A 5059-nucleotide genomic window follows, 5' to 3' on the forward strand; every position below is an offset into this window, starting at 1 on the left:
CTGGACGAGGAGCGGGTGGAACAACTGGCCGATCTGCTGCGGGAGTTGCTGCTCGCCACCGAGGGGTAGCGGCCGGGGGGAGGCCCGGCGGCGGGGCGGTCGTGGCGGTGGGCGTTGCGGGGAGGGAGCCGGGGTCCGCTCCGCCCGCCTCCCGTACCGTGGCTCCGCATGACCGACTCCGAGATCGAGATCACCGCCGAGCTGGTGCACGGCCTCGTCCAGGACCAGCATCCGGACCTCGCGGGGCTGGAGGTCCGCGAGGTGGCGGGCGGCTGGGACAACCGGATGTGGCGCCTCGGGGACGAGCTGGCCGTGCGCATGCCGCGCACGGAACGCGCCCCGGACCTCCAGCGCAAGGAGCGCCGGTGGCTGCCCGTCCTGGCCCCGCGCCTTCCGCTCCCGGTTCCGGTCCCGGTACGGAACGGCGAACCGTCCGCGCGCTTCCCGCGGCCCTGGAGCATCATGACGTGGGTTCCCGGCGAGCCGCTCGACTCCGCCCCGATCAGCCGCGGCGAGGACACGGCCGACGCCCTGGCCGGTTTCCTCAAGGCGCTCCACGAAGAGGCTCCCGCCGGGGCGCCGACCGGTGCGGACCGGGGCGCCCGCCCCGCGGAGTGCACGGACGGCTTCGAGGAGTTCCTGCGCGCCATCGCTCCGGGCGGCGTCGCCGCCGACGTCCGGGCCGTCCGGGACGTCTGGGACGACGCCGTCGCGGCCCCCGCGTGGGAGGGCCCGCCGGTGTGGGTGCACGGCGACCTCCATCCGGCGAACGTCGTCGCCTCGGACGGGACGCTCTCGGGCGTGATCGATTTCGGCGACATGTTCGCCGGCGACCCGGCGTGGGACCTCGCGGCCGCGTGGCTGCTCCTTCCCGCGGGCGCGGACTCACGGTTCTTCGAGGTGTACGCGCACGCGGACGAGGCGACGGTCCGGCGCGCCCGGGGGCTCGCCGCCCTGAAGGGCCTTTTCCTCGTCCTCATGGGCCAGAACGGGGAGCGGGGCCTTCCCGGCGGCAAGCCGGCATGGGGCCCCGCGGGCCGGGCGGCGCTGGAGCGTGTCCTGACGTCCCGCCCGGGCCGGCCCTCCCCCGCGCGGACCTCGCTCCCGGACCGGAGCCGCGGGCGGCACTGACCGGTCGACCGCCCCTATCCCGGGGTGGCGGTGCCGGGGGGCGGGGAGTCCTCGCCGCTCCTTTCCCGGGCTCGTCCCGGCCGGGTCCCGGGCGAGGCGCCTCCCCCCGACCGGGCCCCGGCACCCGTGGCCTACCAGCGGTTGCGGTGCACGACCTCTTCGACCGGGCGACGGCGCACCGGACCGAAGTTGCCGCGCGGCCAGCCCACCGGGATCGCCGCGAAGGTGTGCATGTCCTCGGGGATGCCGAGGGCCGCCTTCCACTCCTCCTCCAGCATCAGGTGCCAGATGGTGATGTTGGCGGCCAGGCCCAGACCCCGCGCGGCGAGCAGCAGGTTCTGCACGCCCGGGTAGACGCAGGAGCCCTCCGCGAGGGCGGAGAAGCGCTCCTGGATCCGCCCCATGCGCGCCGTCGCCTCCGGGCCGAGCGCCTCGGCGTACTTCCGCACGCCCTCCTCCTCCATCCTCGGCTCCGGGAACCGGTAGCAGGGGATGATCAGCGCCGGGGTCTCGGCGAAGTGGTCGCGCTGGTACTCGATGGCGGCGACCATGCGCCCGTACGCGGCCTCGTCCATGCCGGCGGGGGCGTACTTGCCGGTCGTGGCGAGGTACGCGTCCACGCACCGCTGCCACAGCGGCGCGAGTTCGGCCATGACCTCGGGGGCGGTGACGACGACGTACTCGTAACGCTGCATGTTGCCGCCGCTGGGTCCCCAGACGGCCGCCTGGATCAGCCGGTCCAGGAGCTCGTCGGGCACCGGGTCGGGCCGCAGGCGCCGCATGGCCCGCATGGTGGACATGGTCGCGAAGAGGGCCGGGTCGGCGGCGCCGTCGGCCGGCGTCTCGGGCAGGGTGGCTTGAGTGTTCATGGACGGAGTCTAGGAACAGCGCCCTTCACCCTGAACACCCGGTCACGCACACGCCGTTGACCGGTCCGCGGATGAGGTCGCGTGAGCACTCGGGACCGCGTTCCGCACGCCTCCGCTCTCCGGAGAGGCGTGCGGCGTGCTCCGGGTCGCGCTCCGGAGTGCGGGAGGACGGCGTCGTGGCCGCCGGTCCCTCTCGCGGCGCTCTGGGGGCGGGTGTCGAAAGCGTGGGGTGCGACGGGTAGGCCGCGGCGTCCCCGGAAAGGCTCAGGGACACGTTCACCCTCGTCCGTCAGCAGGAGGCGCCTGTGTCCGTCCGCCGGGTCGTGCCCGACATCCGATCGGAGGCCATCGAGGAGAGCCGGGACTTCTACGGCCTCCTGGGGTTCGAGGAGGTCATGAACCAGGGCTGGGTCATGACGCTCGCCTCTCCTTCCCATCCCACGGCGCAGGTCACCTTCGCGAGCCACGACAGGACCGCGCCGGTCGTGCCCGACATGAGCATCGAGGTGGACGACGTGGATGCGGCCTACGCGGTGATGCGGGAGAGCGGCGCGGAGGTCGTGCACCCCTTACAGGACGAGGAATGGGGAGTGCGCCGGTTCTTCGTCCGCGACCCCAACGGCCGGGTGGTCAACGTGCTGGGCCACCGGTGACCCGTCCCTGATCCCCCCACCACCCGTGGGAGCGCCGGTCGCCACCGCTCGCCGACGGCCGCGCGAGGACGGTCGCCCCGTCCGCGGTACGCGCCCTACTCGCCGTCGCCGTCGGACGACCGGTCCAGGCCCCGGCGCCGGTTCTTTCCGGAGGCGCGCAGCAGCTCCCCCGCACCGAGCGTCGCGGCCGCCACCACGCGGGCCCAGCGGGGCCCGCCGCGCTCCGCCCACACCACGCACGCGCACCCGCCGGCGACGAGCGCCAGGAGGCCGAGCAGCACCAGAACGATCATGTTCCCCACCCTGTGTCCGGTCCCACGGTCCCGGTGATGGTCTCAGGCCGGGCCGGAGGGAACGTCATCCGGGCGGCCCGCCGCCCTCCGGGGCGCAGCGGCGGCCGACGCCGAAGGGCGCCGCCCCCGCCCCCGTACGGCTGTGCGCGCGTACGGGGGCGGGGTCGGCGCCCTCGGAAAGCTGCGGGGACGACCGGCCGGGATCCGGGCCGGAACCGGGATCAGGCCTTGATCTCGGCCTTGGTGTCGGCGGCCTTGATCCTGATGTTGGAGCTGGTCGTGTCCTTCTTCTTGTGCGACTTGTCCAGGACCATCACCAGCCCCGTGATGGCGAGGAAGAGCGCGATCGGGGCCACGACGTACAGGCCCAGCGTCTCGACCACGCTCAGGCCCGTGCCGGGGTCGTCGCCGTCGTCGCGGGTGAGCGCGAGCGCGGGGGACGTCATGAGCAGCATCATCAGCGTCGTACCGGCTGCCAGGGCGCCGGCGCGCAGGGCGTTCGTCTTGTCCACGGTGCCAACGTAGCGAACCGCCGTGGGGCCCGCGCGTCCGGGGGTGCGTAAGGGACCCCGGTCGCACCGGGTATGTCCCGGTGCGACCCGGTTTGACGTCAGGTCCGGGCGGGGGCGTGCGCTCCGCCCGCGCTGCCGGTGCCGGTGCCGTCCATACGGCCCGCGCCGTCCGTGCCGCCCGCGCCGTCCACGCCGTCCGTGCCCTCCCCTCCGTCCGGCTGGCCGGTGCGGGTGCGCACCACGTCGAGCAGGGCGCGCAGCCTCGGGGACGCCGTCAGGTCCTCCAGGGCGACCGGCCGGCCCTGCGCGTCCGCGATGGGCAGGCGCCAGTTCGGGTACTGGTCCCAGGTGCCGGGCAGGTTCTGCGGGCGCCGGTCGCCGACGCCGTCGGGGAGCCAGACGCCGATCATCCGGGCGGGGGTGCGCAGCAGGTAGCGGTGGACGGCCTGGACGCGTGCCTCCTCCTCGGTACCGGCGGTGGCGCCCGGCGTGCCGCGGGCGTGCAGCAGGCCGAGCCGGGTCAGCAGGTCCAGCCACTCCGCGGTGTCCGCGGCGGCCTCCGCGTGCTCCTCGGCGAGGGGGCGGGTGAGCAGGCCGAGGCCGTCGCGGAGCCCGACGTGCTCGCCGGTGAGGCGGGACGCGGTGGGCGGCAGGTCGTGGGTGGTGACGGTGGCCAGGCAGTCGGCGCGCCAGGTCTCCGGCGGCAGCGGCCGGCCGTCGCCCTCCCAGTCCCGTTCGAACCAGAGCACCGACGTGCCGTGCACCCCGCGTTCGCGCAGCGCCTCGCGCACGCCGGGCTCGACCGTGCCCAGGTCCTCGCCGATCACCGCCGCCCCGGCGCGGGAGGCCTCCAGGACGAGGACGGCGAGCATCGCCTCGGCGTCGTAGCGGACGTACGTGCCCTCGGTGGGCGGCTGCCCCCGGGGCACCCACCAGAGCCGGAACAGGCCCATGACGTGGTCGATGCGCAGGGCGCCCGCGTACCGGAACAGGGCCCGGAGCAGGGCGCGGAACGGCGCGTAGCCGCAGGCGGCGAGCCGGTCGGGGCGCCAGGGCGGCAGGCCCCAGTCCTGGCCGCGGGCGTTGAAGGCGTCCGGGGGCGCGCCGACCGACATGCCGGCGGCGAGGGTGTCCTGCTGCGCCCAGGCGTCGGAGCCTGCGGGGTGCACGCCGACCGCGAGGTCGTGGACGATCCCGAGCGGCATCCCGGCCTCGCGCGCGGCCCGCTGGACGGCGGTGAGCTGGGTGTCGGTGAGCCAGGCCAGCCGGGAGTGGAAGTCGACCCGGGCCGCCAGGTCGCGGCGGGCCCGCGCGGTCCCGGGCGAGCGCGGGTCGCGCAGCGGGGCGGGCCAGGTGTGCCATGCGGGGCCGTGCACCTCGGCGAGCGCGCACCAGGTGGCGTGGTCCTCCAGGGCCTGCCCCTGCTCGGCGAGGAAGTCGCGGTAGGCGGCGAGGCGGCCGGGGCCGAGCGGCACCTCGTCCACGACTGCTTCGAGTGCGGCCTTCTTGGCCGCCCAGACGGCGTCCCGGTCGATCAGGGCGCCCTTGTCCAGCACCGCCTCGCGCAGCTCCGCGGCCCGCCGGAGCTGCGCGAGGCGGTG

At 75.5% G+C, this 5059-nt stretch carries 6 protein-coding genes; 2 read left to right on the plus strand and 4 right to left on the minus strand.

What is annotated here, in order from left to right; translation table 11 throughout:
• The first annotated feature begins 168 nt into the window (after positions 1-168).
• Positions 169-1131, plus strand: coding sequence for a phosphotransferase (locus tag AOK18_RS11890; protein WP_055694310.1), 963 nt, complete (start codon positions 169-171; stop codon positions 1129-1131).
• Between the two features lie 131 nt (positions 1132-1262).
• Here AOK18_RS11890 and AOK18_RS11895 read toward each other — a convergent pair whose 3' ends face one another.
• Positions 1263-2000 carry a nitroreductase family protein gene (locus AOK18_RS11895; RefSeq protein WP_055694311.1) on the minus strand — a complete coding sequence of 246 codons (738 nt, stop codon included), beginning with the start codon at positions 1998-2000 and terminating at the stop codon, positions 1263-1265.
• 305 nt (positions 2001-2305) lie between these two features.
• Here AOK18_RS11895 and AOK18_RS11900 point away from each other — a divergent pair, with 305 nt between their 5' ends.
• Positions 2306-2653 carry a VOC family protein gene (locus AOK18_RS11900; protein ID WP_055694312.1) on the plus strand — a complete coding sequence of 116 codons (348 nt, stop codon included), beginning with the start codon at positions 2306-2308 and terminating at the stop codon, positions 2651-2653.
• Positions 2654-2748: 95 nt separating this feature from the next.
• Here the strand turns inward: AOK18_RS11900 and AOK18_RS11905 are convergent, their stop codons facing one another.
• The 3 genes from AOK18_RS11905 to malQ all read right to left on the minus strand — a co-directional run.
• Entirely contained in the window at positions 2749-2946 is a 198-nt protein-coding gene (locus AOK18_RS11905) for a hypothetical protein (protein WP_175400341.1), read from the minus strand.
• Positions 2947-3167: 221 nt separating this feature from the next.
• On the minus strand, positions 3168-3458 hold the full coding sequence (locus AOK18_RS11910) for a hypothetical protein (protein ID WP_055573694.1): 291 nt from the start codon (positions 3456-3458) through the stop codon (positions 3168-3170).
• A 98-nt stretch (positions 3459-3556) separates the two neighbouring features.
• A partial coding sequence (gene malQ / locus AOK18_RS11915) for a 4-alpha-glucanotransferase (protein WP_079104968.1) occupies positions 3557-5059 on the minus strand: 1503 nt, incomplete at its 5' end.

The sequence above is a fragment of the Streptomyces prasinopilosus genome, from assembly GCF_001419695.1.
In the GTDB taxonomy this organism is placed as follows: domain Bacteria; phylum Actinomycetota; class Actinomycetes; order Streptomycetales; family Streptomycetaceae; genus Streptomyces; species Streptomyces prasinopilosus.